General features: G+C 49.7%; 23 protein-coding genes and 1 rRNA gene. 5 read left to right on the plus strand and 19 right to left on the minus strand.

Annotated elements, in window-relative coordinates; translation table 11 throughout:
- Window positions 1-246: 246 nt before the first annotated feature.
- Window positions 247-954: a coenzyme F420-0:L-glutamate ligase gene (locus tag Q0L39_RS00955; RefSeq protein WP_296626467.1), complete on the plus strand. Its 708-nt coding sequence runs from the start codon at window positions 247-249 to the stop codon at window positions 952-954.
- A 67-nt stretch (window positions 955-1,021) separates the two neighbouring features.
- Here the strand turns inward: Q0L39_RS00955 and Q0L39_RS00960 are convergent, their stop codons facing one another.
- The 12 genes from Q0L39_RS00960 to Q0L39_RS01015 form a co-directional block, all read right to left on the minus strand.
- The gene (locus Q0L39_RS00960; RefSeq protein ID WP_296626468.1) at window positions 1,022-1,570 is read right to left on the minus strand and encodes a hypothetical protein; all 549 of its coding nucleotides are present in this window, start codon (window positions 1,568-1,570) and stop codon (window positions 1,022-1,024) included.
- Window positions 1,570-2,907 carry a pyrimidine-nucleoside phosphorylase gene (locus Q0L39_RS00965; RefSeq protein ID WP_296626469.1) on the minus strand — a complete coding sequence of 446 codons (1,338 nt, stop codon included), beginning with the start codon at window positions 2,905-2,907 and terminating at the stop codon, window positions 1,570-1,572. Before Q0L39_RS00965 ends, Q0L39_RS00960 begins: the two co-directional genes overlap by 1 nt.
- Window positions 2,908-3,176: 269 nt before the next feature.
- Window positions 3,177-3,755: a xanthine phosphoribosyltransferase gene (locus Q0L39_RS00970; RefSeq protein WP_296626470.1), complete on the minus strand. Its 579-nt coding sequence runs from the start codon at window positions 3,753-3,755 to the stop codon at window positions 3,177-3,179.
- A 210-nt stretch (window positions 3,756-3,965) separates the two neighbouring features.
- Window positions 3,966-4,826 (minus strand): YitT family protein, encoded by an 861-nt coding sequence (locus tag Q0L39_RS00975; protein WP_296626471.1) that lies wholly within the window; start codon window positions 4,824-4,826, stop codon window positions 3,966-3,968.
- A gap of 287 nt (window positions 4,827-5,113) precedes the next feature.
- Window positions 5,114-6,490, minus strand: a complete 1,377-nt coding sequence (locus Q0L39_RS00980; protein ID WP_296626491.1) for a sodium:alanine symporter family protein — start codon at window positions 6,488-6,490, stop codon at window positions 5,114-5,116.
- 426 nt (window positions 6,491-6,916) lie between these two features.
- Complete coding sequence (locus Q0L39_RS00985; RefSeq protein ID WP_296626472.1) at window positions 6,917-7,471, minus strand: flavodoxin family protein; 555 nt, start codon at window positions 7,469-7,471, stop codon at window positions 6,917-6,919.
- A 42-nt stretch (window positions 7,472-7,513) separates the two neighbouring features.
- Entirely contained in the window at window positions 7,514-7,936 is a 423-nt protein-coding gene (locus Q0L39_RS00990) for a hypothetical protein (protein WP_296626473.1), read from the minus strand.
- A gap of 25 nt (window positions 7,937-7,961) precedes the next feature.
- Window positions 7,962-8,381: a hypothetical protein gene (locus tag Q0L39_RS00995; RefSeq protein WP_296626474.1), complete on the minus strand. Its 420-nt coding sequence runs from the start codon at window positions 8,379-8,381 to the stop codon at window positions 7,962-7,964.
- Between the two features lie 268 nt (window positions 8,382-8,649).
- Complete coding sequence (locus Q0L39_RS01000) at window positions 8,650-9,333, minus strand: class I SAM-dependent methyltransferase (protein WP_296626475.1); 684 nt, start codon at window positions 9,331-9,333, stop codon at window positions 8,650-8,652.
- 151 nt (window positions 9,334-9,484) lie between these two features.
- Complete coding sequence (locus tag Q0L39_RS01005; RefSeq protein WP_296626476.1) at window positions 9,485-10,483, minus strand: GGGtGRT protein; 999 nt, start codon at window positions 10,481-10,483, stop codon at window positions 9,485-9,487.
- Window positions 10,484-10,504: 21 nt separating this feature from the next.
- A complete protein-coding gene (locus tag Q0L39_RS01010; protein ID WP_296626477.1) occupies window positions 10,505-11,197 on the minus strand; it encodes a hypothetical protein in 693 nt (230 codons plus the stop codon).
- A gap of 97 nt (window positions 11,198-11,294) precedes the next feature.
- Window positions 11,295-11,666, minus strand: coding sequence for a hypothetical protein (locus tag Q0L39_RS01015; protein ID WP_296626478.1), 372 nt, complete (start codon window positions 11,664-11,666; stop codon window positions 11,295-11,297).
- Window positions 11,667-12,155: 489 nt separating this feature from the next.
- Between Q0L39_RS01015 and pepT the strand changes: the two genes are divergently transcribed.
- Entirely contained in the window at window positions 12,156-13,376 is a 1,221-nt protein-coding gene (gene pepT / locus Q0L39_RS01020; protein WP_296626479.1) for a peptidase T, read from the plus strand.
- 892 nt (window positions 13,377-14,268) lie between these two features.
- Window positions 14,269-14,748: a Cys-tRNA(Pro) deacylase gene (ybaK, locus tag Q0L39_RS01025; RefSeq protein WP_296626480.1), complete on the plus strand. Its 480-nt coding sequence runs from the start codon at window positions 14,269-14,271 to the stop codon at window positions 14,746-14,748.
- Between the two features lie 56 nt (window positions 14,749-14,804).
- On the opposite strand, the gene Q0L39_RS01030 is transcribed toward ybaK, so the two are convergent.
- The 4 genes from Q0L39_RS01030 to Q0L39_RS01045 form a co-directional block, all read right to left on the minus strand.
- Window positions 14,805-16,487: a glutamine--tRNA ligase/YqeY domain fusion protein gene (locus tag Q0L39_RS01030; RefSeq protein WP_296626481.1), complete on the minus strand. Its 1,683-nt coding sequence runs from the start codon at window positions 16,485-16,487 to the stop codon at window positions 14,805-14,807.
- Between the two features lie 894 nt (window positions 16,488-17,381).
- Window positions 17,382-19,034 (minus strand): glutamate--tRNA ligase, encoded by a 1,653-nt coding sequence (gene gltX / locus Q0L39_RS01035; RefSeq protein WP_296626482.1) that lies wholly within the window; start codon window positions 19,032-19,034, stop codon window positions 17,382-17,384.
- A gap of 622 nt (window positions 19,035-19,656) precedes the next feature.
- Window positions 19,657-20,091 (minus strand): YaiI/YqxD family protein, encoded by a 435-nt coding sequence (locus Q0L39_RS01040; protein WP_296626483.1) that lies wholly within the window; start codon window positions 20,089-20,091, stop codon window positions 19,657-19,659.
- Between the two features lie 11 nt (window positions 20,092-20,102).
- Window positions 20,103-20,747: a pentapeptide repeat-containing protein gene (locus Q0L39_RS01045; protein WP_296626484.1), complete on the minus strand. Its 645-nt coding sequence runs from the start codon at window positions 20,745-20,747 to the stop codon at window positions 20,103-20,105.
- Window positions 20,748-20,901: 154 nt separating this feature from the next.
- On the opposite strand from Q0L39_RS01045, the gene Q0L39_RS01050 reads away from it, so the two are divergent.
- Window positions 20,902-21,264, plus strand: a complete 363-nt coding sequence (locus tag Q0L39_RS01050; RefSeq protein WP_296626485.1) for a hypothetical protein — start codon at window positions 20,902-20,904, stop codon at window positions 21,262-21,264.
- Window positions 21,265-21,327: 63 nt separating this feature from the next.
- Here the strand turns inward: Q0L39_RS01050 and Q0L39_RS01055 are convergent, their stop codons facing one another.
- Window positions 21,328-21,924, minus strand: a complete 597-nt coding sequence (locus tag Q0L39_RS01055) for a biotin transporter BioY (protein WP_296626486.1) — start codon at window positions 21,922-21,924, stop codon at window positions 21,328-21,330.
- A 193-nt stretch (window positions 21,925-22,117) separates the two neighbouring features.
- Here Q0L39_RS01055 and Q0L39_RS01060 point away from each other — a divergent pair, with 193 nt between their 5' ends.
- Complete coding sequence (locus Q0L39_RS01060; RefSeq protein ID WP_296626487.1) at window positions 22,118-23,188, plus strand: Xaa-Pro peptidase family protein; 1,071 nt, start codon at window positions 22,118-22,120, stop codon at window positions 23,186-23,188.
- A gap of 49 nt (window positions 23,189-23,237) precedes the next feature.
- Here the strand turns inward: Q0L39_RS01060 and Q0L39_RS01065 are convergent, their stop codons facing one another.
- Together Q0L39_RS01065 and rrf are read right to left on the minus strand one after the other, a co-directional pair.
- The gene (locus tag Q0L39_RS01065; RefSeq protein ID WP_296626488.1) at window positions 23,238-23,987 is read right to left on the minus strand and encodes an alpha/beta hydrolase; all 750 of its coding nucleotides are present in this window, start codon (window positions 23,985-23,987) and stop codon (window positions 23,238-23,240) included.
- 130 nt (window positions 23,988-24,117) lie between these two features.
- A 5S ribosomal RNA gene (gene rrf, locus Q0L39_RS01070) occupies window positions 24,118-24,234 on the minus strand.
- Between the last annotated feature and the right edge of the window lie 115 nt (window positions 24,235-24,349).

Below are 24,349 nucleotides of genomic sequence, written 5' to 3' on the forward strand. Positions count from 1 at the left end.
AGGGGATGAAAAGGCATTTTTTCCATCTGTCGTGTAAAATATTTCCCCTTGTGATTCTCTGGTGTTCCTGTTGAAAAGCAAAGCCATTTTCCCCGCGAAATTGCCACCTTTTACAAAGTATTGTCAAAAAAATCCCCCTTATATTGAGTTTGTGCATCATTTGGGGTAAAATAAAGGTATTCTAAACGGGCATGTTCTGCCTGTTTTTTCAAAAAGGATTTTCATCCCGAAAGGATTGTGAAACAGATGAGCGAAGAAAACTACATCGTAAACGAAGGAAAAAACGAAATTATCGAGGTGGACGGCGTCAAATACCAGCGTCTTGCCATCCGCACCCATGTTATCACCGATCAAGATGATGTATGCGACGTCATCGAAAAATATGCAAAACCATACGCCAAACCGGACGACATCGTGTTCATGACCGAGAAAGCCGTTGCCTGCACCCAGAAGCGTGCGATCCCGATGAAGGACATCCATCCGCGTCCGCTGGCAAAATTCCTGTGCAAATTTGTACTCAAAACCCCATACGGCATCGGTCTGGGCATTCCTGAAACAATGGAGATGGCACTGCAGGAGTGCGGTACTCCGCGCATCCTGTTTGCAGCTGCGGTATCTGCAGTAGGCAAGCTGTTCCACAAACGCGGCTGGTTCTACAAGATTGCCGGCTACAAGGCTCGCTCCATCGACGGCCCATGCGACTACACCCTGCCGCCATACAACCACTATGTTGTACTCGGCCCTGCTGATCCAGATGAAACCGCACAGAAGATGTCCCAGCGTCTGGGCGGCATCAAGGTTGCCATCACCGACATCAACGACCTGGAAGGCCAGATCCTGGGCATCTCCCACAGCTCGATGGACCGCGACCTGCTGGTCAAAATCCTCAAGGACAACCCGCTCGGTCAGTCGCTGGAACAGACCCCGATCGGCATTATCCGAGTTGTCAAATAGGATAAAGGGTAAAAAATATAACTATTTGCTAAAAAATCCGAACAGAGAAAACTCTGTTCGGATTTTCTTATAGCTTCTTTGAATGGAATTGTTGACGGTTCAACAGACGAAGCAGACGCGGGCGATTATAACGTTGAAGGATAATAAAACTGCTGTCCACCAGCGCCGCTGCCAGCGAAGTCAGCAGAAACACTCCAAAAGCACCCCAATATTTTGACCAGCAGACTGGTACAAAGGATAGAGGAAGTATCAGCTCATGTACTAGCTCAGATATGCAGGTAGCCTGCACCACTTCCGAAAGTGAATTGTCCATTGAAAACTGCTTGGGATTATAGGTGGGCATCCGTTCTTTCCAGCAGCGCACACGCAAAAATTGGTAAAAAGGTGTTTCCCATCTTTTTTGAGCAAACCATCGGTTTTGAGGATTCATCGGCTGTTTAATCATCCGGCTCACCAATTCTCCGACCACCAGCCGCATTGAAAAGTGGTAGCAGACAGTAGCTGATGTAATCGCCAGGCTTAAAACCCATGACCAGCACCAACGCCAGTACACCACCATCAGAATTAACGCAGCCAATGCAGAAAATAGAGCCGTCAAATACATTGTCTTTCGCATCATTTGCCTTCCTGCATTTGTTGTCTTTCTACGCCCTCCGCCGTCACTCTTGCCAGAATCAGTCTGGATGGCTTCGGCGGCTGGTTTGACCAGCTCAGCGCCGCCAGATAACGTTCGGTTGCCTCCGCCACCTTTTCCTCCCGATGGGTGTACAGCTGTGCGATGACCTCGCCGCGCTGCACCTGTGCGCCTGTCTTTTTGACAAAGCGGATGCCTGCCGCCGGATCGATGCTGTCCTCTTTCTTCTCGCGGCCTGCACCAAGCATCCCTGCCACTGCACCGATCTCCTCGGTTTGCATCGCGGCAAGATAGCCGTCCTGCGGCGCCAGCACAGCAAAAGCCGGCGCTGTCGGGAACTTGGACGGTTCCTGTACATAGGACAGATCTCCGCCCTGCCGCTGCACCATCCGACAGAAGGTTTCATAGGCGCTGCCGTCCGCAATCGAACGCTTGGCATCTGCAAGGCAGTCCTTCAGCGTTCCTTTGCCTGCCAGATACAGCATGTTGCCTGCCAGATGGATGCACAGCTCGGTCAGGTCCTGCGGACCTTTGCCGCGCAGTGTCTGGATGGCCTCCACCACTTCGATGGCATTGCCTGCCGTATCGCCCAGCGGTGTGTTCATATCGGTGATGAGAGCGACGGTTCTTCGTCCGGCCTGTTCACCGATGCCGACCATCGTCTGCGCCAGTGCGACCGAATCCTCCACCGTCTTCATAAATGCGCCGCTGCCGGTCTTGACATCCAACAGGATGGCGTCAGCACCGGCGGCAATTTTTTTGCTCATGATGCTCGATGCAATCAGCGGCAGACTGTCCACCGTGGCGGTCACATCGCGCAGCGCATAGATTTTTTTGTCGGCGGCAGCCAGTGCGCCGCTCTGACCGATCAGCGAGATGCCGATCTCATTGACGATCGAGAAAAACTCCTCCCGATCCAGCGCAGTCTGATAGCCTGGGATGGATTCGAGCTTATCCACCGTACCGCCGGTGAACCCAAGCCCGCGGCCGGACATCTTCGCCACAGGGATCCCACAGGCGGCAGCCATCGGAGCCGCAATCAAAGTGGTTTTATCGCCGACGCCGCCGGTAGAATGTTTATCCACCTTCACTCCATGGATGGCAGACAGGTCGGACATTTCGCCGGAGTGTGCCATCGATAAGGTCATCGCGGTAGTTTCCTGCAGATTCATCCCCTGAAAGCAGACCGCCATCAAAAAGGCGGACATCTGATAATCGGGGATTTCTCCCGCCGTAAATCCCTGTACCATCCAGTCAATTTCCTGTGCAGTCAGCGGATGACCAAGTTTTTTCTTTTCAATCAGGTCATACATTCTCATACCAAATATCCTCCCCTCTTGCGGCGATCTTATTTTGTTGTCGGGCAGCTTAACGAGCGAAGCGACCTGCGCGAGAACGGAGCTTTCGACTTCCCTCTCAACCGACAACGCGAACTGCGTGCAGGTTCAACCTGCCAAAAACTTTATTTTGTGTTGGCGGGCAGCTTAACGAGCAAAGCGACCTGCGCGAGAACGGAACTTTCGACTTCCCTCTCAACCGACAACGCGAACTGTGTGCCGACTGAGCAAGCTCAGTCAACTCAACCTGCTTATTTATCTCTAAACACAACGTGACCATCCTCAAAACGGTCGATAATTGCCAGCGACTCCAGATGAATTCCGCGCTCCCGCAGCATCTGGCCGCCCTCCTGGAAGCCTTTTTCAATGACAATACCACATCCGACCGTCTCGGCACCCGACTGCGCTACAATATCCAGCAGTCCCATCATCGCCTGACCCTTTGCCAGAAAATCGTCGATAATCAGCACGCGGTCGCCTGGGTTGAGGTACTTCTTAGAAACCTGCACATCAAAAGTGGTGCCGCGGGTGAAAGAGGTTACCTGCGAGGTATATAACTCTCCGTCCAGATTTTTGGACTTGCTCTTCTTCGCAAAAACGACCGGCGCATAATCAAAGTGCTGTGCAACCACGACCGCAATACCGATGCCCGATGCCTCGATGGTCAAAATCTTGTTGACGCCCTGACCATCAAAACGGCGGCGAAACTCCTTTCCGATCTCATCCAGCAGACGAATATCCATCTGATGATTCAAAAAGCTGTCCACCTTCAGCACATTGCCCTCTTTTACGTTGCCATCCTTCAAGATTCTTTGTTTCAATAATTCCATACTGCTCTCCCTTTTCTATTCCGTGGCTGATTTGAGGCTTCCCCCTGCCTTATCAAAATCGGCACACCTGTTCTCTTTTCTTTCCTATCATTTTATCAATCTATCGGCATCACGTCAACGAAAAAAAGTACAAAAAAGGGCATACTTCTTGTAAAGATGCCCTTTTTCATTCCATTTACTTTTCGCAATCCTCTGCAATGGTTATAGAGATTAGTTACCGCCGCGGAAGCCTTTTCCGATGATTTCGCTGGTGTTGCTGATCAAAACAAAGGCATGCGGATCGGTCTGCTTGATAACCTCCTGCAGCTTCACACCCTGCTTTTTGCTCTGGGCCGTCAGGATAACCGTCTTGTCGGTATGTTTAAACAGACCTTCCGCATTATAGATGGTGGCGCCGCGGTGCAGCGTATTGGTGATATAATCGTAAATTGCTTCCGGCTTGTCGGTAATGATGGTGAAGGACTTGTAGGTGTTCATGTCCTCCAGGAAGAAGTCAACGGCAAAGGAGCGGATAATCAGACCAACCATCGAGAACAGACCGGTTGTTGGACCAAAGGCAACAAAGGTCATGATGGTGATAAAAAAGTCGACGATCAATAATGCCTTGCCGATATGACATTTAAAATACTTTTTGACGATCATGGCAATAATATCGGTACCGCCGGTGGAGGAACCAATATTAAACAGCATTGCCGAACCCCAGGCCGGCAAAAAGACGCCCAACAAAAGCTCCATAAACGGCTGATCGGTCAGCGGCTGTGTCATCGGCCACAGAACCTCCATCACCTTCAGCACCGCCGAAAAAGCGATGGTAACATAAAACGTCTTAAATCCAAAGCCTTTTCCCAGCAGCAGCAAACCAACGACCAACAGCGCAATATTGATGACCGAAACGATGGTTCCGTTGCTCAGATTCGGATAATAATGGGTCAAAACGACCGACAGACCGGTGACACCACCGGTTGAGAAATTATTTGGAAACTTGAAAAAATAGGTACCTGCTGCGGTAATAATTGTACCTGCATTCAAGATGATAAAATCCTTCAGCCACTGCTTTGTTTTCTCCTGCATACTCTCATCACCTTTATAAAATAATAAAATCGGGATTTCCCACGCTCAAATTATAGAAACTATCCCGATTGTTTTCAAGTGAAAAACACTATTTTTTCATCTCTGAATAAAATCTTGTCATCCTCTCTAAATTAAAGTGCGAAAATGGAGAAAACACCATCAAATTAGACAGAGAATGCGTTCCGTTTTTTAGCACTCTGCCCATCATTTTAAAAAAGCGCAAAGAAAAGGCACCCTATTGGGCGCCTTTTCCTCAGATAGACATGTATCGTGAATTTTCAGGTTTCTTATTTAACTTTTGCAGGTTTCTGGTTTTTCCAGTCATCATACAGGTCTTTTGCAACGTTGGACAGAGCCCACAGACCGAGTACGTTCGGGATTACCATCAAGCTGTTGAACAGGTCGGAGAGGTTCCAAACCAGGTCAACTTTCAGAGCAGAACCGATAACGATAAATACAACAACCAGTGCTGCATAAACCTTTGTAGCTTTTGCTCCGAACAGATATCTTACGTTCTTCTCACCGAAGAAGTACCAGCCAATGATGGTGGAGAAAGCGAAGAAGAACATACAGATTGCGATAAAGATAGCGCCGAAGGAACCAAATCCGGATACGAATGCAGCCTGAGTCAGCTCAGCAGCGGTCAGAGGCTGATTTACTTCATGCAGCTGACCAGTACACATAACAGCAAAAGCAGTCAGGTTCAGGATGATGATAGTATCGATAAATACAGAGCAGATTGCAACCAGACCCTGATCGCAAGGATGTTTAACTTTTGCAACAGCGTGTGCATGTGGAGTAGAACCCATACCAGCTTCGTTGGAGAACAGACCACGAGCAACACCGTACTGGATTGCTTTAGCAACACCAACACCAGCAAAACCGCCAAGAGCAGCTTCTGGATTGAATGCACCAACAAAAATCATTCTAAATACGTTTGGAATCTCGCCAGCATGCATGATAATCAGAATCAAAGCGCCCAGAATGTAGAAAGCAGCCATGATTGGAACGAGTTTCTCTGTAACGGATGCGATACGGCCAATACCACCAAGGAAGATGAAGCCAGCAAGAACTGCTACAGCAACACCTACATAAACTGGGTTGATGCCGAATGCGCCTTTAAATGCAGCACTAATCGAGTTTGCCTGTACCATATTGCCGAAGAAGCCCAGCGCCAGAGTAATCAGAATTGCGAAGATTGCAGCCAGAACTTTACCAAATGTGCCTTTGTAAGCAGCACGGATGTAGTAAACAGGACCACCGGTAACCTCGCCGGAATCGTCAACTGTCTTATATTTCTGTGCCAGAGATGCCTCAACGAAGATGGTTGCCATACCGAAGATAGCGGAAACCCACATCCAGAAGATAGCGCCAGGGCCACCCATTACCATTGCGGTAGCAGCACCTGCCAGGTTACCTGTACCTACCTGAGCAGCAATCGCTGTTGTCAGGGACTGGAACGAAGACATACCGTCTTTGCCAGCCTTTTCACCGTTCAGATTGATGTTACCAAATACTGCTTTTAACGAACGACCGAACTGGACAAACTGAACACCACGAAGTTTGATAGTAAACCAGATACCGGTACCTACCAGCAGCACTACCAGGACTTTACCGGACAGGACACCCTGTAAGGCTACTACAACTTGGTTTAATTGATCCATAAAAGCTTCCATACATTTTTCCTCCTCAACATTTAAATTGTTGGTGATTGCTTGGTGATTTCATTATAACTTAATTTTACATATTTGTCCATAGAATATTAATAACTTGCTTCAATTTTGTTCATATTGCGCACGCAACAATGTTAGAATCTAAACTAATCACAATGTTTTTATCCTTTAGAGATAAATTATCGTCAAAAATTGAACAATATGCCCACAAAAATCATGGGCAGAAGCAATTCTAAAAGCTATTTCACCCTCTTTCATCGTGATTATGCACAAGAAGCTTTTTATTTGTCGTTTCCGTTTGTACGTTTATGTCACTACTTGTTCTTTCACAGAAAGACAATCTTCCTTCTTTTTCGCCGACAACCCGCGACTTTTCTCTCCAAAACAAAAAGAGCGCACAGGGCGCTCTTTTTGTTTTTAGTCTTTTCGGTTGAGAAAATCTGCCAGCTGTTTTACTTCCTTCACCGTTTCCTCAGACTCCATCGCATGGCAGGTATCGGTGATAAAACAGCAGACCGGATCAAAGATTTCCTTTGCATTCATCTGCCGCAGCAGCACCGCCGAGGTGTTCATCGGCGAGGTGGCTGTTCCCTTGCCGCCGCCGACCAGCAGCATTCCTCCGCGCTTTGGTTTTTGCAGCAGGCGCTGATGACGATAATTGCGCGATGCCCAGTACATCTGCAGGCGGCTGAGCACGCTCAGCACCGGACCGGTGATCTCGCAGAAATAGACCGGCGAAGCGATGACAACGTTGTCACACTCCCGCAGATAGACGTCAATCTCATCCCATCCATCCTTGACGCAGCAGCCCTCGTGCTCCCAACAGTACCGGCAGTCGCAGCAGGCATGGATGCCGCAGGTGTGGGCATCCACTACCCGATACTCTCCCTCCAGCTGGCGGGTCAGCTCGTTGATCAGCGCATAGGTATCGCCGTTTTTTCGAGCAGATCCATTAAAAATCAATGTTTTCATCTTGCATCCTCTTCCCTCTATCAAAATAGGGGACCTTCCCCTTTATCCATGCCAGTCGGCTAAAATTGCCTTGGCTACATCTGCAAAAAAGGCGCCGCAGTCACCGCGCGGGCGGTAATATTTTCCGTCTTTATAGATGGTGTCCTCGTCAGCACCGACGACAATGGTGCTGCCGTCCTCCATCTGATAGGTGATGACAGCTTCCGGCATGGTTTCCTCCTCCACATTGCCCCAATAGCGCAGACCGCCAGCCAATGCTGCCGCCAGCGAAAGATCCTCCTGCGAGACCTCCACGCTCTCTCCTGCAATCTCCACCGTAGCCGCTACCAGCTTTTCTTCATCCGGCATTCCCCAAATGGGAAAACCGTACACCAGTGTGCGCGCGATAAACACTCCCAGCAGACAGCCGATAAAGATTCCAACCCATTTTTTGACGCCGCCTTTTCCCTGATTTTCATATCTCATTTTTGCTCTCTCCTTGTTTTACCTTTTATGAAAAAAAGATGCCCTCTACCACATTGTAGAACAGTTCTCCATTGTTTCCCTTTGGTGCATAAAATGTTCCATCCTTGTAAATGGTATCTGCATCTGCACCCACGACGATGGTGCTGCCGTCCTTCATCTGATAGGTGATGGTCGCCTCGGGAACCGTCTGGTCCGCTTCTCCAAACCAGCACTTGAGCCCGCCGGCAAGGTCTGCCGCAATCTGCATATCCTCCGGCTGCACCTCACAGCTCTTGTCTCCCAGCGTCACCTGTGCTGATATAATGTCATCCACCTTGGGCATTCCTCTGACCGGCACACCGTACAGCAGCAAAAAGCAGATTGCCGTCAGCAAAACGATGCCGACCATGCCGCCCATCAGCTGCAAGATCAGGTTTCTTGCCCCATTTTGATTTGGATTGTACATAATTTCCTCCATTGCGTTTGATTTTTCCTGTCCTACTATTATACATCTTTTTGTCACCGACGCAAACAGGAAAGAAAGCACAAAGAGTTTGACAAAAATTGAGCAAACTGCTTTGTGCTTTCTCTTTTAATCCATCATTCTCGCAGATTCCTCAGCCTGTTGAAGCACCGTTTCGCCACTTCTTACCAAAGCGTGCATCAGAAAATTTTATCTGCAAAACGACAAAGTGCCAACAAGTACAGTCCTTCTGCACTTGGAATCTTATACCTTATTTTTCTGCCTTGATAACGGCAACCATCATTGTTGGAAAATCCGGCAGAATGGATGTCAGCCCCATTTCCAGCTCTTTGAGTCCTGCGCTGTGAATTTCCTGCCGAAAAGTATCAAAGCTCACGACGCGGCAGGAGGTTCCTGCAAGCATCATTTCTCTTCCCGTTTGCCCGTGGGTTCTGCGCTGTAAGGTAAATGCCTCCTCGGGATTGGAGCAGACCTCCATCTTTCCATCTCCCATCGTTCCAATCAAAGCTATCCCGTTTTCTTTTAGGTGTTCGCCGATGAACTGATAGAATTTGCTTCTGTCCTCCTCCAGCACAAACATGTGCAGAACTGCCACCGCATAGATAAAATCAAATTTCTGCTCTAACCTTTCGTTCAGGCAGTCCAGCGTGCAGAAGTTTTCCCGAAAGTCAGAATATTTTTCCCTGCAATAAGCAATCGCCTCCCCTGAAAGATCGGTCGCCAGCAGGTGATAGCCCTCTTTTAACAGGTAAGCTGCATCTCTTCCTTCGCCACAGCCGATTTCCAGCATTTGAGCCTGTTTTGTGATCCCGTATTTTTGGATGACCTGTCCTACAATTTCGGATGGAGAATCGGACGACCACTGGAGCCCTTCCTCATGCACCTGCCGATAGCGTTCCTCATAGGCTTCATAATACCTTCTTTTTTGCTCCATCTTCCGTTCCTCCCATCCTGTTTTGGTCTTTCTAAGAATTATTATAACATGGATGCCCGTTGTTTGTCTGCTGTTGCTCTCAACATAAAAAAACAGAGCCTCGTGGATTTTTCACAAGGCTCTGTCAAAACGGTGAAAAGTCTCACCGAACTTATTTGTTTGCCTCTTCGACAGCAACTGCACATGCAACGGTAGCGCCTACCATTGGGTTGTTGCCCATGCCGATCAGACCCATCATCTCAACGTGAGCCGGAACGGAGGAGGAACCTGCAAACTGTGCATCGGAGTGCATTCTGCCCATGGTGTCGGTCATACCGTAGGAAGCAGGACCAGCAGCCATGTTATCCGGGTGCAGAGTACGGCCTGTGCCGCCGCCGGATGCAACCGAGAAGTATTTTACGCCGTTTTCAACGCACCATTTCTTGTAGGTACCTGCAACCGGATGCTGGAAACGGGTCGGGTTGGTGGAGTTACCGGTGATGGAAACGTCAACCTTTTCCTTCTGCATAACAGCGACGCCTTCCTGAACGTCGTCGCAGCCGTAGCATCTTACGTTTGCCTTGTCGCCGTCCGAGAATGCAACCTCACGGACAACGCTCAGCTCGCCGGTGAAGTAGTCGTATTTGGTCTCAACATAGGTAAAGCCGTTGATTCTGGAGATGATGTAAGCAGCATCTTTGCCCAGACCGTTGAGGATAACGCGCAGAGGAGATTTTCTTGCTTTATTGGCGGTTCTTACGATACCGATAGCGCCTTCAGCAGCTGCGAAGGATTCGTGACCAGCCAGGAAGCAGAAGCAGTTTGTTTCCTCTCTGAGCAGCATTGCGCCCAGATTGCCGTGGCCAAGACCTACCTTGCGGTTTTCTGCAACCGAACCTGGAACGCAGAAAGCCTGCAGGCCGATACCGATTGCCTCTGCAGCATCAGCAGCTTTGGTGATATCCTTTTTCAGTGCGATTGCAGCGCCCAGGGTGTAAGCCCAGACTGCATTTTCAAATGCGATTGGCTGTACGCCTTTGACGATCGACTCAACGTCGATGCCCTTGGAGAGACAGAGATCTCTGGCTTCTTCCAGGGAGGTCATTCCATATTCTTTCAGAGCTGCCTCAATTTTAGGCATTCTTCTTTCCTGTCCTTCAAATTTAGCCATGATGTAGTTCCCTCCTATCTCTTATTCTTCACGAGGATCGATGTACTTCGGTGCGTTTTCATAGCGGCCGTAGGTACCGATGTTCTTCTCGTATGCTTCTTTTGGATCCATGCCGTGGCGGATTGCTTCGAGCATCTTGCCTACGCGGACAAATTTATAACCGATTGCCTCGTTGTTTTCATCCAGAGCAACCGACAGGATGTAGCCTTCTGCCAGCTCGAGGTAACGAACACCCTTTGCACCGGTGGAGAAGATGGTACCAACCTGGGAGCGCAGACCTTTGCCAAGATCCTCCAGGCTTGCGCCGATCGGCAGACCGTCCTCGGAGAATGCGGTCTGGGTTCTGCCGTATGCCAGCTGTTTGAAGATTTCACGCATTGCAACGTTGATTGCATCGCAGACAAGGTCGGTGTTGAGTGCTTCCAGTAAAGTTTTGCCTGGGAGGATCTCGCCAGCCATTGCAGCGGAGTGGGTCATACCGGAGCAGCCCAGTGTTTCCACCAGAGCCTCCTGAATGATACCGTCTTTAACGTTGAGTGTCAGTTTGCAGCAGCCCTGCTGCGGAGCGCACCAGCCAATGCCGTGGGACAGACCGGAGATATCAGAAATCTGATATGCCTTGACCCATTTTCCTTCTTCCGGAATCGGAGCCGGACCATGGTGTGGACCCTTTGCGATGGGGCACATTCTCTCTACTTCATGAGAATAATTCATATCGGTAACTCCTTTCAGATTATGGACTTCAAAAAATAAATGATCGTCTCTTGTCCTATTATAAGAGGTATTGGAGAATTTAGCAAGAACTTTTTCGTTAAACATTTATCAAATCTGCATTTTTTTGCAGGATTTCAAATTTGAGCCTGCGAAAAAGCAAATTACTGGCGGATTTGCACTGTAAAAATCGGGACAGCTGCATCTTTGCAGGGTGGAAATTTGCTTTTGAGAGGTGGAAAAAGAGAAATTTTATGAGGCTGGTGAGAGGGACAAGCACTTTTCTTTTGGCAAAGATGGTAGGCAGGCGGAGCAGGCAGAAAGATTCTATTTTTGATGAAGCTGACCTGAGAGTCAAGCACTTTTCTTTTGGTCGGACAAATATGGAACATATTTTGTCCTCTTTTCTTAGCAAAGAAAAGGTAACAGCAGCTTCTCCAAAGTTCGGAGAATGGGCAATGCCCATTCTCATGCCCGCATCATAAAAAGAATGGTAATGCACAAAGCAGGTATGCGGGCCTCGAAAGCATCGAAACTGCTTTGCTGCCTCTATCGGTTTTATATAAATTATTTTGATAAGTTGGGGCTACTCACCCCAAGCCCTCGCAAAGTTTTGTGTTCAGACTTTTTAAATGCGGTCGAGGCGAACAAGAGCAATGCAAGCATTGCTCGCACTGACGTGCGAAAGCATCGAAACTGCTTTGCTGCCTCTATCGGTTTTATATAAATTATTTTGATAAGTTGGGGCTGCTCGCCTAGGGCACATATATGTGCCCTTAACCCCCGCAAACTTTTGTGTACAAAAGTTTGACAAAAAACTTTATTTTGCGTTGGCGGGCAGTCTACGGACAAAAGGCAAGTTGCCAATTACTTTCGGGTGCGCTATAATAAGGATGCATAACAGCAAGGGCTCCCCTTGCTTCCTGTATAAAATTTAACTGTTGAAACGGAGGAGATTTTCATGAGAGCATACGAAAGACTGCTTCATTATGTCAGCTTCGGTACTCAGTCGAACCATCAGTCCCAGACCATCCCTACCACCGAATGCCAGAAGGTCCTGGCTGCCGACATCGTCGAGGAGATGAAAAAGCTGGGCATCACCGACGCCTTCATGGATGACAAAGGCTACGTCTACGGCACCATTCCCGCTACTGCCGGCAAGGAGGACAAACCAACCATCGGCTTTATCGCACACATGGATACCGCAGAGGATGCCTCGGGCGACAACATCAAAGCCAAAGTCATCGACTATCAGGGCGGCGACATCCTGCTCAACGAAGAAAAACAGATCTACATGACCGTCAAGGAATATCCAAGCCTGAATAAATACGTCGGTCAGCACCTCATGGTCACCGACGGCACTACCCTGCTGGGCGCAGACGACAAAGCCGGTGTCGCTGAGATCATGACCATGGCAGAGACCCTCATCAACAATCCTTCCATCGAACACGGCAAGATCAAAATCGGCTTCACTCCTGACGAGGAAGTCGGCCGCGGTGCCAACTACTTCGATGTCGAAGGTTTCGGCGCAGACTTCGCTTACACCGTCGACGGCGGTGAGCTGGGCGAACTGGAGTACGAAAACTTCAACGCTGGTTCCGCAAAGGTTGTCGTTCACGGTCTGAGCATCCACACCGGTTCCGCAAAAGACGCTATGCTCAATGCTTCGCTGCTGGCAATGGAATATCACCAGATGCTGCCGGTAGAACAGAACCCAAGATATACCCAGGGCTATGAGGGCTTCTTCCACCTGGGCAGCATCCAGGGCCACGTTGAGGAAGCAGAGCTCGATTACATCATCCGTGACCACGACGCTGAAAAATATGAGAAGAAGAAACAGGTTATGCAGGACATCGCCGATTATCTCAACAAAAAATACGGCGAAGGCACCTTTGAGCTGACCATCACCGAGTCTTACCGCAACATGAAGGAAAAGATCGAGCCACACATGCACCTGATCGACAACGCAAGAAAAGCGTTTGCACAGTGCGGCGTAGAAGCGCAGACCGTTCCGATCCGCGGCGGCACAGACGGCGCAAGACTGTCCTACATGGGTCTGCCATGTCCAAACCTGTCCACCGGCGGACATAACTTCCACGGCAGATTCGAGTACATTCCAGTCGAAGCGATGGATAAGATGACCGAAACACTGGTCAACATCGTAAAGATTTACGCTAAGTAAGCAGCTGCCCGCCAACACAAAATAAAGTTTGTCCAATCCAGAGTGAAACTCTGGTCGCCTTCCGCAGAAGGCGAAAAGCCTTTATCGTCAGGCGTATTTTGGAGAGCTCGGGATTGAAAACTTGTTTTCAATCGCTTTTTCTACAAGAGAAAAAGTTCTCGAAAACCAATTTGTTTTGCAATCTAACACTCAAAAATTATCCAGAGGATGATTTTTGACGGTAGAAACCTGTTTTGCTTTTCATTTGCAGGATAGCTCCTGCGAGGGCTTTTGTTGCAGGAAAGTCCCTGCATGACTTATGTGGGCTTCCGCAGCCCGCACCCGCGGCAACTTTCTTGTGTGAAGAAAGTTGCACAAAGAGCACACCAAAAACCTCCTGGTTTTTGGATTTCCAGCAAAGGGGGCAGGTATGCCCCCTTTTGAAACCCCTCTGTCTCGATAGAGACAGTGCTCAACGTAACCGCCTACTATCTTGGGTGGCACGGGAGAAACCTGACATCAACCCGCTTTTGGTGTAGAACGGTGTCGACGAAAGTACCTGCTGCCCTAGGTAGTAGGCAGGTGGCCTGGCAACCTCTTATTCACGGGGAAGTCAGGGGGAGAGAGCTTTGTACCAGCAAAGCTCCCGAGGGGATGTGCCCCTCAGAGGTGTTTCCAAAGAGGACACTTCCTCTTTGGCGCGCCTTTGGTTACATTCCTCGCGAAAGGAAAGTAACCCCGGGGTGCAGGGGCGGGAAGCCACCCTGCAAAAAGGGACGTGCAGTGACTACCCTGCAAACCCGAAAGGCAAAACAAATCTATCAAAGAAAAAGAACATAATGTAACGAAGGACGCTCTGACAAAACGTCGGGCGTCCTTCTCTGTAACAACCTGTAGAAAGGGGATCACATCCATGGGTGTCCCAAAAACGAATGCCATGCGCATTCTGGAAAAAGAAAAAATTCCTTACGAGATGCACACCTACGACGCCTCGGACGGTCACATCGACGGCGCAGCTGTCGCCCGAAAAGTGGGCATGGACCCTGCCAAAGTCTTTAAGACGCTGGTCACCAAAGGGCACAGCGGCAACTACTTTGTGTGCGTGCTGCCGGTGGAACATGAACTGAACCTCAAAAAGGCAGCCAAGGTGTTCGGCGAAAAGTCGCTGGAGATGATTCCCGTGGCGCAGATCAACGCCGTCACCGGCTATATCCGCGGCGGATGCTCCCCAATCGGGATGAAAAAGCTGTACCGCACCGTATTTGACAGTTCTGCACAGGCGCAGGAAACGATGGTGGTCAGCGGCGGAAAGATCGGCTTTCAGATTGAAGCAAAGCCGGATGACCTGCTCAGAGCCTGCCACGGCGTGTATGCCGACATCATCGCAGAATAACCATAAAACCAACAAGGTCCGACAGCAAATTGCTGTCGGACCTTGTTTTATCATTTTTACTTTTTAGCTTCTTTTGCCCAGCTGTCTTTGAGTCCGACAATCTGGTTAAATACGCCTTCATTTCTGCTGTCCTTGCAGAAATAGCCGGTGCGGACAAACTGGAATTTGTCGCCCACCTTTGCCTCTGCAAGAGCCGGCTCCAGCTTGCAGCCGGTCAGCTCGGTCAGCGAGTTTGGATTGAGGTAATCTAGGTAGTTGGTGCCTTCCGGTACGTCGTTTACATTTTCCAATGTGAACAGGTAGTCGTACAGACGGACGGTTGCATCAATCGCATATTTTGCAGATACCCAATGGATGGTACCTTTGATCTTTCTGCCGTCAACAGGGTTGCCGTTGCCGGTTTCCAGGTCAGCAGTGCAGTGCAGCTCGACGACATTGCCTTCGCTGTCCTTGATGACCTCGTTGCATTTAACGATGTAGGCGCCCATCAGACGAACCTCACCGTCCGGTTTCATGCGGAAGAACTTCGGAGGTGGTACCTCTGCAAAGTCATCGGCGTCGATGTACAGCTCACGGGTGAATGGAACCTTTCTGACACCTGCTTCCTCATTCTTAGGAATGTTCGGCAGTTCAAAATATTCCTCTTTGTCCTCTGGGTAGTTGGTAATAACTACCTTGATTGGACGCAGAACCGCTACACGGCGCTGAGCGTTGGTGTTCAGCTCGTCGCGGATGCAGTGCTCCAGCAGACCGATGTCTACGATGCTGTAAGCCTTGGCGACGCCTGCCTTCTTGACAAACTCATTGATCGAGCTTGGAGTGTAGCCGCGGCGGCGCAGACCGCTCAGAGTAGGCATTCTTGGGTCATCCCAGCCGTCGACCTTCTTGGTTTCGACCAGCTCACGCAGGTAGCGTTTGCTCATGACGGTGTGGGTGACGTTCAGGCGGGCAAACTCGTACTGATGTGGTTTGTGCTCGAAACCGACGTTGTTGACAACCCAGTCGTACAGTGGACGATGGTTTTCAAACTCGATGGAGCACAGCGAGTGGGTGATGCCTTCCAGCGCATCCTGAATCGGATGTGCAAAGTCGTACAGCGGATAGATGCACCACTTGTCGCCCTGACGGTGATGATGTGCATGGACGATGCGGTAGATAGCAGGGTCACGCATGTTCATGTTTGGAGATGCCATGTCGATCTTCGCGCGCAGAGTGTGGGTTCCGTCGGCAAATTCGCCGTTCTTCATGCGCTCGAACAGGTCGAGGTTTTCCTCCACGGAACGGTTGCGGTATGGGCTTTCCTTGCCAGGCTCGGTCAGGGTGCCGCGGTATTCGCGCATCTCGTCGGCGGTCAGGTCGTCGACGTATGCCTTGCCTTCCTTGATGAGTTTGACTGCAAACTCATAGCATTTGTCAAAGTAGTCGGAACCGTAGTAGATGCCGCCGGTCGGTTCCGCACCCAGCCAACGCAGGTCCTCCTCGATGGATTTGACGTACTCGTCGTCCTCGCGGACAGGGTTGGTATCGTCAAAGCGCAGGTTAAACAGACCGCCGTATTTCTGTGCGGTACCGGCATTGATCCAGATTGCCTTGGCAGAGCCGATGTGCAGGTAGCCGTTTGGTTCTGGTGGGAAACGGGTGTGAATCTTGGTTACACGACCTTCGGCGAGGTCTTCGTCAATAATATCATGGATAAAGTTGGACATATTTTCGGTGTCCAAAACTTTTTCGTCAGCCATTATGCTCAGTCCTTTCGGAAAATAATGTTTGTTTTAAAAAACAAAAGTTTTCGTCTAACGGAGCTTTGCTCGGTTGCCGCAGGCAATTTTGCCCAATCCTTCATGGGCAAAAAGAGCAAACTCCTGATTGAAAACTTGTTTTCAATCTCCTTTTCTGCAAGAGAAAAGGGTTTCAAGAACCGATGGGTTCAATACACTATCCTCAAAAATTATCCGGTGGATGATTTTTGACGGCAGAGACCTGTTCTGGTTTTCATTTGCAGGAAAGTTCCTGCGAGAACCTTTTTGCAGGGTGGCTCCCCGCCCCTGCACCCCGGGGTTACTTTCCTTTCACGAGGAAAGTAACCAAAGGCGTGCCAAGGGCACATCCCCTCGGGAGCTTTGCTGTGCAAAGCTCTCTCCCCCTATCTGTTCCGATAGCGGGCAAATGCTAAGCCACCTACCTACCACTTCGGGCAGTAGGTACTTACATCGATGCCGGTCTGCTCCGGCAGCGGGCAAATATTAAGCTGCTTGCCTACTACTTCGGACAACAGGCGGTTATGTCGCTGCAAAGTATTACCAAAGGCAAAGCCTTTGGCGCACTCTCGTGCGGCAGCATCAAAACAGCTTTGCTGCCCCTATCGCTTTTATTTTTTATATTGTTTTTGTTTTGGGGTTTCGCACTCTGCGGAGTATTACCAAAGGCAAAGCCTTTGGCGCACTGTTGTGCACAGGCACACTTAACGTGTGCCCGCACCGAAACAGCTTTGCTGCCTCTATCGATTTTATTTTATTATATTGTTTTTGTTGTGGGGGTTTCGCACTCTGCGGAGTGCGACCAAGGGCGTTGCCCTTTGGAAACCCACGAACTTTTTGTAAAAAGTTCGATCAAAAACTTTATAATATTTCGCGTTAGCGGCTTACGGTTTCGATCGCCTGAGAGAGTCTCTGCTGGCAGGTTTCCTCGCCCAGAATCTGCATTACACTGCACAGATCCGGCGAATTGGTTCTGCCGGTGATTGCCAGACGGATGACCTGGCTGACGTCGCCGACGTGACCTTTATACTGGTCAGGATTCTTCTTGTAATCCTTCGGCTTGCCGGCAAATCCCAGTGCCTCGCCCATCTCGCGAACCTTATTAAACCAGGTTTCGCCGTCATCGGCTGGGTTATAGATGCCCTTGTACTGGTTGAGGATTGCAAGGGTGTCCTCCTTGGAGATGTTCTGCGGATACTCGGTCGCCGGAGTGAACAGCTCCTCATAGAAGAAGGCAACATAGTCCTTGACTTCGCTCCAGATCGCAAGGTCTTTTCTCGGTTTAGCGCCGCCGCGTCCGATAGCAAAGATGGCTTTTGCCTTCTGCTCATCAGCGGTCAGCAGGTTGTACAGCTGCTGGTCAAAGTCCTTTGCCCAGGTGGTTACTTCGTTGTAAACTTCCTCTGCGCTCATCATCGAGATGGTGTTCTTGCTGACGTCTTTAAGCTTGTCCACGTCAAACAGAGAACCGCTGTTGCTCATCTTCTTGGTGGTGAACTGGAAGTCGTTCATCGGTGCGGTTGGGTTTGCCATTCTCCAATCCTCAAAGTTGGAGTTTAACAGGGTCATCAGGTATTCCAGCACCGATGGAACCGGATAGCCCTCTGCATTATAGAAATCGAGCGCAAGCTCTGGGTCCTTTCTCTTGGACAGCTTTCTCTTGGAGCCGCCGTCCATCTTCATCAGCTGCGCAGTGTGGACATATTTCGGCGGTTTCCATCCCATGGTGCGGAACAGCTGGAGATGGATGTTCAAAGTAGCAAGCCACTCCTCGCCGCGGACAACGTGGGTGGTTCCCATGAAGTGGTCGTCGATGACATGGGCAAAGTGATAGGTCGGGATGCCGTCGGACTTGAGCAGAACGATGTCCTGATCGTTTTCCGGCAGCTCGATGTCACCTTTGACAAGGTCGCGATGGAGAAAACGTTTATTCGGATCTCCCTCGGAGCGGAAGCGCAGCACGTATGGTTTGCCGGCTTTGATGTTGGCTTCGATCTCCTCGAAGGTGAGGTTGCGGCATTTTGCCCACTCACCGTAGTAGCCGAAGTTGATCTTCATTTCCTGCTGTTTTTCGCGCATTTCGGTCAGCTCTTCCTCGGTGCAGAAGCAAGGATAAGCAAGTCCGCGTTCAACAAGCTGTTTTGCAAAGGTTTGGTAGATATTGGCGCGCTGACGCTGTCGGTATGGACCGTAAGCGCCGTTGTCGCCGTCGATGGTAGCGCCCTCGTCAAAGTTCAAAGCATAGTGGTTAAATACCCTGATGATCTTTTCTACGCCGCCCTCTACCGCACGTTTGAGGTCGGTGTCCTCGATGCGCAGGAAGAATACACCGTTGCTCTGGTGCGCCAGACGTTCACCGACGATAGCGCTGAACAGGTTGCCCAGGTGCATAAAACCGGTCGGGCTTGGAGCCACACGGGTGACCTTTGCTCCCTCTGGAAGATTGCGCGGCGGATACATTTTTTCAATGTCCTCAGGGGTGGTTGTGATATCAGGGAAAAGCAGTTGTGCAAGACGCTGATAATCCATTGTTCTATCTCTCCTTTTTTATGAAGCCTGTCAGGAATGGCCTGACAATGCGGAATTTGCCTTGAAAATCAAGTTTTATAGCTACTAGGATACCACAAAATGGGTCTGAATAAAAGGGTTTTCTACGCAAAAACCATCCATAGAAACACATAAAAGTTTGTGGAGGTTAAGGAGACATGTATATGCCCTAGGCAAGTAGCCCCAACAGTAAAACCTTCTAAGAAAACTCAAAATCATCAAATCGGTTTTCTCTCTCCTCCTCATCCTCCATAAAATAATAACTATTTTGTTTTGATGATTTTATTTCATTTCTTTTTATTTTCTTTCTTTTCTTTTTATTTATGGGATATGTTCGCAACAAATGTCCTTTCAGACAAAAATAAACCCTGTTTTTTGTCCCTTGTCACCTTTTCTTTGCTAAAAGAAAAGGTGACGCCAAAAGAAAAGTGTTTCGCTCTTACGTCGGCTCCATAGAAAATATAATTTTTCTGCCTGCTCCGCCGCTTCTCCTTCTTTGCTAAAAGAAAAGGTGACGCCAAAAGAAAAGTGTTTCGCTCTTACGTCGGCTCCATAAAAAATATAATTTTTCTGCCTGCTCCGCCTCCGCAGCATATCCCAGCAGCTACGCTTCCTCCAGCATCTTTTGCAAGGTGCGCAGAAAGTCCTCATCCTGCTCCTTTGTCCGTTTGTGCGGGCCTTTGGTGCGTCCACCCGCCATCCGCACCTTCTTTGCAATGTGGCGGGTAAACAGCAGTGTGTCCATGTTCTGTTCGGAATAGATCATCCCGTTTTGATTGAGCGCCCGTCCGCCCTTTGCCAGCACCATTGCCGCCAAGCCATAATCCTGTGTGACCACCAGGTCGCCCTTCTGCACCAGATTGACCAGCTTAAAGTCGGCCGAATCGCTCCCTTTTTCCACCGTGATGACCTCGGCGTCGATGCGGTTGAGGACGTGCGCGGTGTCGGTAATCAGTGTGACCGGAATATTCCTTGCTTTCGCCTCCCGTACCGTCAGGTCTACCACCGGACAGGCGTCCGCATCCACCAAAATTTTCATCTTCTTCCCTCCTATCGGATGACAACTCCCAAAAAGGAAGCCAGTCCAATCGCCTGCTCGGCGGTGACGATCGCTCCTTTGAGGTCGGGTACTGCCAGCCGCAGTCCCTCGATATGGCAGCTTCGCAGGTCGATGTCAACAAGCGGCGTGTGCAGCAGCTGGATGCGCTGCAAATCGCAGTCGTGAAATTCCACCGACTGCCACCTTCCTTCGCTCAGATCGGCCTCCTGCATGGTGCAGCTGTCAAATTCCACCGCCTTGAGCCTGGTGTCGGTCATACGGGCATAGCGCAGATTGCACCCCAGAAAGGCGGTATTTTGCAGCAGGGAATGGCTCAGTCCCGTTCCCATCATCTTGCAGCCGCGCAGTCTGAGCCGCTGGCAGGCAAGGTCATGCAGCTCACAGCCGGACAGATTGCAGTTTTCCATCACCACATCCACGAAGGAAAAGTTGCTCATCCGGCAATCGACAAACTGACATCCCCGAAAGGTGCAGTTTTTAAACTCCATATTGCTGCCCTCGTAGCCCTCCAGCGTCTGATTTTGATAGAGCGCATCGCGTATTTCTTCCTCGTCCTGCTGCTGTGCCAACACCAGGTCGTAGAGCAGGTCGCCTTTCTCCTGCGGCTGCACAGATTTTGGGGAATCTATCTTCATAAACCGTTCCTCCTTGGTCATTTGCTTTTATTATAGCATATCTGCCGGTTCGGACAATCCGTTTTGTTGCGGTCTTTCGAGAAGTGTGGTATACTCACCTTGTGGCATACTTACTTTAAAAAATTCACCTTGTTTTGAATCAAAGGAGGAGCCTATGAAAAAGGGATTGCGTTTTCTGACCTGCCTTCTGTTTTTTCTTCCTGCCATCGCAGCGACGCTTTTGAGTTGTTGGGTGTTTATCTATCCTTTTTCCTCGATCCCTCAGCAGATAGACCTGCCACTGTCCATCCTGTTTTTTCTGCTCACCCTCTGGTGCAGCGGAATCCTTCTTTCATTTGGAAAGTGTTGGGGCGGCGTGATAGCCCTTGTTTTCCCTGTTTTGGATCTTCTGTCCTCAATGAGTGGATATAGCGGTCACCATCACCTCTCGCCCCTTCCTCTGTTGGGACTGATGGCAGCATATTCTCTGGTGTGCGCCGGACTGTGCTGCCGGATCAAATCAAAGAATCAGCGATAAAAGCAACGAAGCGGAAGCCCCAGGGGCTTCCGCTTCGTTTTGCAAAGGAGAAAGGAGAATGTCTTAAATCAGTCGTTCCTGCTTGAGTATCGGGATCAGGCGCTTTGCCAGAGCGGCTGCCAGAATCATCAGAATGGTATCTGCCGGCAGAAAGAGCAGGACTGTCGAATACAGCACCTTCCACATGCCCATCTCTGCTCCCATATAAACATTCTGGATGAGATAGAAATAGACGCTTCCCAGCGCAAAATCAACCGCAGCACCTGTAAAGCAGCCCATCAGCAGGGTGGAAAATTGATGGTCGCCGCGCAGTTCAATCACCTTTCCGCAGGCCCAGGCGCCTGCAGCAAATCCCACAATATAACCGAAGGTCGGCTGAAAAATATAGGAAAGACCGCCGCCCTTGGTAAAAATCGGCAGACCGCACAGTCCCAGCAGTACATAGATGCCGACGCTCCATCCACCACAGCGGGAACCCAACAGCGCGCCCGCCAGAATCGCAAAAAAGATCTGCATCGAAAAAGGTACCGGAGGAATCGGGATGGTGATAAATGCTCCCAGCGCCGTCAGTGCCGAAAACAATGCCATCAGCGTCATACTGCGAACCTTGGTGCGCTCCTTTGTCTGTGATAATACGGTTGCTTGTTTTCTTGCTTCCATGCTTGCCTCCTAATTGTATCATTTGTTACAAAGTATCAACAGTTACAAATTATAATCCTTCTTTTGTCGTTTGTCAATAATTATCCTCCGTTCGTCTTTAATTTCATTTGATTCTGTATCAACTTGTGCTATAATAAAACCAATCCAATGATTTTTTATTTCAAAATAAAATAGATGGAGGATTGATTGTCTTATGAATCAGCAAAGATTGAATCTGATACGCGAAAACATGAAAAAGGCCGGACTGCATCAGATCATCGTGACCGAGACCGAACCGGTATTTTACCTCACCGGCATCTGGATTGCACCGATGGAACGCATGATGGCGCTGTATCTGGATGACAGCGGCCGTGTCGTCTTCTTTGGCAACAAGCTGTTTGGCCTGCAGCCACAGGAGGGCATGGAGGTTGTGGAGCACACTGACAGCGACGATCCGGTTGCACAGCTGGCTCAGACGGTAGCTCCAGGAGTACTGGGCATCGACGAAACCTGGCCCAGCCGCTTCCTGATCGGTCTGATGAAGCACCGTCCCGATGTACAGCCGGTTGCCGGCTCTCTGCCGGTAGAGCAGGCTACCATGTATAAGGACGAGGAGGAGCGCCAGAGAATGCGTGAAGCTTCCGCCATCGACGACGCCTGCGTCGACATGGCGATTCACTCGGTCAAAGCCGGCGCCACCGAGCGTGAGATTTCCACCAAGGTCGAAAACTTCTTCAAGGAAAAAGGCTGCGACAAGCTCGGATTCTCGATTGTCGCCATGGGAGCCAATGGCGCTGACCCGCATCACGATGCAGACGATACCGTCCTGAAGGAAGGCGACAGCATCGTCATCGACATCGGCGCACCATTTAACCACTACTGGTGCGACATGACCCGCACGGTCTTCTATAAAACCGCTTCGGAGGAACAGCGCAAGGTATATGAGCTGGTTCGTCAGGCAAACGAGGCTGCTATTGCCGCAGTTAAACCAGGACTGCCGCTGCGTGAGTTTGACCTCGCTGCAAGAAAGGTCATCGAAGATGGCGGCTACGGGGAATACTTCACCCACCGTACCGGCCACAGCATCGGCATGAAGGAGCATGAAAAACCACCGGTTGCTTCTGACTGCGATGTTATCGCCCGTCCAGGCATGGTTTTCTCGATCGAACCAGGCATTTATCTCCCAGGAAAATTTGGTGTCCGCATCGAAGATCTGGTGCTGGTCACCGAGGATGGCTGTGAGGTCCTGAACAAATATCCAAAGGATCTTATTGTCGTAGAATAAACACATCAAAAAAAGCGGAAATGCAGCTGCATTTCCGCTTTTTTATCACTTAATCCTGTAAAAACGCACCGATCACCCGCGCGCACTCCGCCGCATTGGTGATAATCGAAGGATGTTCTCCCTCATCAAGCAAACAGGTCTGAACCTGCGGCACCTGCTGCCTGATCGCTTCCCAAGCATCCTCCAGACTTGCCGCCATTTCGTCCTGTCTGCTTCCTGTCAGCAGCAGTGGCACACGCAGCTCAGAGATCGGATGTGTAAACAATGATAATCCCTGTTCTGCGCAGGCCAGAAGGGCCTGTGTGTCCTTTTCCAGCACTTCCTCCCAATCCTGGCCCTGACACCAGGAATAAAACCACCAGGCGTTCTCATTGTCCTTCATCGCCTGACGTTCTCTGCGCAGATTATCAGAAAAGGCCGCATCCAAAGATTCCCTGCCATCAAAACTGTCGGCGACCACCCGTTCCACCAGGTCAGGACGCTCCAAAGCCGTGTTAATTGCCACCCAGGCACCGCCGCTGGTTCCAACAAGGCAAACTTTTTCCACATTCAGATGTTGGATCAGTGAAATCACCTGCTTTGACTGCCAAATCCAGAGGTCCGCCGGAAGCTGGTCCATTCGATCGGACATTCCATATCCGAGAAAGTCCATCGTGATCACCCGAAACTGCCGATACAGAGACAAGATAAATTCAAACATTTTGGAGGATGCAACATTTCCATGCAGAAAAATGACCGGTTTTCCTTCGCCCTTCTCGTCATAGTAAATCTGTTTTCCTTCAAACTCAAAATATGGCATTTCAAAACCTCCCTGAAAAACATTCCAGCGTCATTATACTGCAAAAGTGTACAAGTTTTCAACTTCTCATCCATTCTGAGGAAAAATCCGCATACACGAAAAAAGCGACCCGATTATTCGAGTCGCTCTGTGTTGGCACCGCTCTATTTTCCCAGGCAGTCACCCGCCAAGTATTTTCGACACTGATGAGCTTAACTTCTGTGTTCGGAATGGGAACAGGTGGATCCTCATCGCCATTAGCACCAACTATTTAATTAGGAGACTTCTTGTAAATATCGAAGATATTTACCGAAGCAACGCTTGCGTTGCTTCTATGTTCCCTCAAAATTGAACAATGAAAACTTTAAACCAGCAAACACTTG

It is taken from the genome of uncultured Negativibacillus sp. (assembly GCF_944388365.1).
In the GTDB taxonomy this organism is placed as follows: domain Bacteria; phylum Bacillota; class Clostridia; order Oscillospirales; family Ruminococcaceae; genus Negativibacillus.